This window comes from Actinosynnema sp. NPDC059335, from assembly GCF_042752395.1.
Taxonomy (GTDB): Bacteria; Actinomycetota; Actinomycetes; order Mycobacteriales; family Pseudonocardiaceae; genus Actinosynnema.
The window spans coordinates 1-2409 of the sequence record NZ_JBHYXZ010000180.1 but is presented as its reverse complement, the minus strand read 5'-3'; the positions used below and the strand labels follow the sequence as shown (position 1 = coordinate 2409).

At 73.1% G+C, this 2409-nt stretch carries 4 protein-coding genes; all 4 read left to right on the top strand.

The features are described 5' to 3' along the window. Positions 1–125: 125 nt before the first annotated feature. Complete coding sequence (gene gmk, locus ACFXGA_RS35020; RefSeq protein ID WP_378095651.1) at positions 126–668, top strand: guanylate kinase; 543 nt, start codon at positions 126–128, stop codon at positions 666–668. A gap of 63 nt (positions 669–731) precedes the next feature. Further along, on the top strand, positions 732–1010 hold the full coding sequence (rpoZ, locus tag ACFXGA_RS35015; RefSeq protein WP_053721631.1) for a DNA-directed RNA polymerase subunit omega: 279 nt from the start codon (positions 732–734) through the stop codon (positions 1008–1010). After that, entirely contained in the window at positions 1007–2245 is a 1239-nt protein-coding gene (coaBC, locus tag ACFXGA_RS35010) for a bifunctional phosphopantothenoylcysteine decarboxylase/phosphopantothenate--cysteine ligase CoaBC (RefSeq protein WP_378095611.1), read from the top strand. The genes rpoZ and coaBC overlap by 4 nt, the downstream gene beginning before the upstream one ends. A gap of 63 nt (positions 2246–2308) precedes the next feature. Beyond that, positions 2309–2409, top strand: a 101-nt coding sequence (locus tag ACFXGA_RS35005; protein ID WP_378095648.1) for an S-adenosylmethionine synthetase N-terminal domain-containing protein, incomplete at its 3' end; no start/stop codon positions are given.

Here is a 2409-nt window from a genome sequence, read left to right as displayed (position 1 = left end):
CCAAAATTCGGGGGGTCGGCTTTTTTTTTTTATCCCACTCGGGGCTCGCCCCCGTTTTCCGGGGGGGGGGGTGGGGGGCCCGGGGGGGGGGGGGGGGCCCCGGCCCCCCCCCCCGCCTCACCGTTCTGTCCGGGCCCTCCGGCGTCGGCAAGTCCAGCGTGCTGGCCGAGCTGCGCCGGATGGAGCCGGAGATCCACTTCAGCGTCTCGGTGACCACGCGGAAGCCGAGGCCGGGCGAGGTCGACGGGGTGCACTACCACTTCGTCGACGTCGCCGAGTTCCGCGAGATGGTCGCCAACGGCGAGCTGCTGGAGCACGCCGAGTTCGCGGGCAACTGCTACGGCACCCCCAAGGCCCCGGTGCTGCGGGCCCTGGCGGCCGGCACGCCGTCCCTGCTGGAGATCGAGCTGCAGGGCGCGCGGCAGGTCCGGGTCGCGATGCCGGAGGCCCAGCTGGTCATGCTGGCCCCGCCGTCCTGGGAGGACCTGGTCGGCCGGCTGACCGGTCGCGGCACCGAGGACCCCGCCGTCGTGGCCCGCCGGCTCGAGATCGCCCGGGAGGAGCTGGCGGCCGAACCGGAGTTCGACGAGGTCGTGGTGAACGACGACGTGAAGTCCGCCGCCGCGAGCTTGCTAAACTTGGTGGTCGGCCCGGTGCCCGGCGCGTGAGCGAGTGCCGAGCGGCACGGGACGACCCGCAGACCCACCCCTGAACCGCAGGAGCGTTGACGAGTGACCACGCACACCGAGCTGGGCCCGCTCTCGGGCACCCCGGAGGGCATCACCAACCCGCCGATCGACGACCTCCTGGAGCAGGTCAGCTCGAAGTACGCGCTGGTGATCTACGCGGCCAAGCGCGCTCGGCAGATCAACGACTACTACGCGCAGCTCGGTGAGGGCCTGCTCGAGTACGTCGGCCCGCTGGTCGAGCCCGGCCCGCGCGAGAAGCCGCTGTCCATCGCGCTCCGGGAGATCCACGCGGGCCTCCTCGAGCACACCGAGGGCGAGTGACCGAGACCGCCGACGCCCCCGACCGCCCCAGGGTCGTCCTGGGCGTGGGCGGGGGCATCGCCGCGTACAAGGCGTGCGAGGTGCTGCGCCGGCTCACCGAGTCCGGTCACTCCGTGCGCGTCGTGCCCACCGAGGGCGCGCTGAAGTTCGTCGGCGCGGCCACGTTCGAGGCGCTGTCGGGGCAGCCCGTGCAGGCCGGCGTGTTCGAGGACGTCCCGTCCGTGCCGCACGTCAGGCTGGGGCAGAACGCCGACCTGGTCGTCGTCGCCCCCGCGACGGCGAATCTGATCGCCAAGGCCGCCCACGGCCTGGCCGACGACCTGCTCACCAACACGCTGCTGACCGCGCGCTGCCCGGTCCTGCTCGTGCCGGCCATGCACACCGAGATGTGGGAGCACCCGGCGACGCGGGCCAACGTGGCGCTGCTGCGCTCGCGCGGCGTGGTCGTGGCCGAGCCCGCCAGCGGCAGGCTGACCGGCAAGGACACCGGCAAGGGCCGGCTGCCCGAGCCCGCCGAGATCGTCGACCTGGCCCGGTTGCTGCTGGCGCGCCGCGACGCGCTGCCGCGCGACCTGGAAGGCGTGCACGTCGCCGTGTCGGCGGGCGGCACGCGCGAGCCGCTGGACCCGGTGCGCTTCCTGGGCAACCGCTCGTCCGGCCGGCAGGGCTACGCGCTGGCCAGGGTCGCCGCCCAGCGCGGCGCGCGGGTGACGCTGGTCGCCGCGCACACCGCCGACCTCGCCGCGCCCGCCGGGGTGGACGTCGTGCGCGTGGGCTCGGCGCTGGAGCTGCGCGACGCGATGCACGCCGTCGCCGAGACGGCCGACGTCCTGGTGATGGCCGCCGCCGTCGCCGACTTCCGGCCCGTGGACCGGGTCGAGCACAAGATCAAGAAGACCGACCGCGACCCGGACCCCGTCGCGCTCACCCGCAACCCCGACATCCTGGCCGAACTGGTCGCCGCGCGGCGACCGGGGCAGGTCGTCGTGGGCTTCGCGGCCGAGACCGGCGACGGCGAGACCGGCGTGCTGGAGTACGGCCGCGCGAAGCTCAAGCGCAAGGGCTGCGACTGGCTCGTGGTGAACGCCGTCGGTGACGGCCGCGCGTTCGAGGTCGAGGACAACGCCGGCTGGCTGCTGTCCGCCGACGGGGCCGAACGTCCCATCCCGCACGGTTCGAAGTCCCACCTGGCGTCCGCATTGTGGGACGCGGTGGCACCGACGGTCGAACGGTGACTCCTCGCCCCGCTGCGCTCAGTAAGCTTGGCGGCATTCTTGGATCGACAGTTAGGGAGCGTCGTGGGCCAGCACAGCAGCAGGCTGTTCACCAGTGAGTCGGTGACCGAGGGGCACCCGGACAAGATCTGCGACGCGATCAGCGATTCGATCCTGGATGCGTT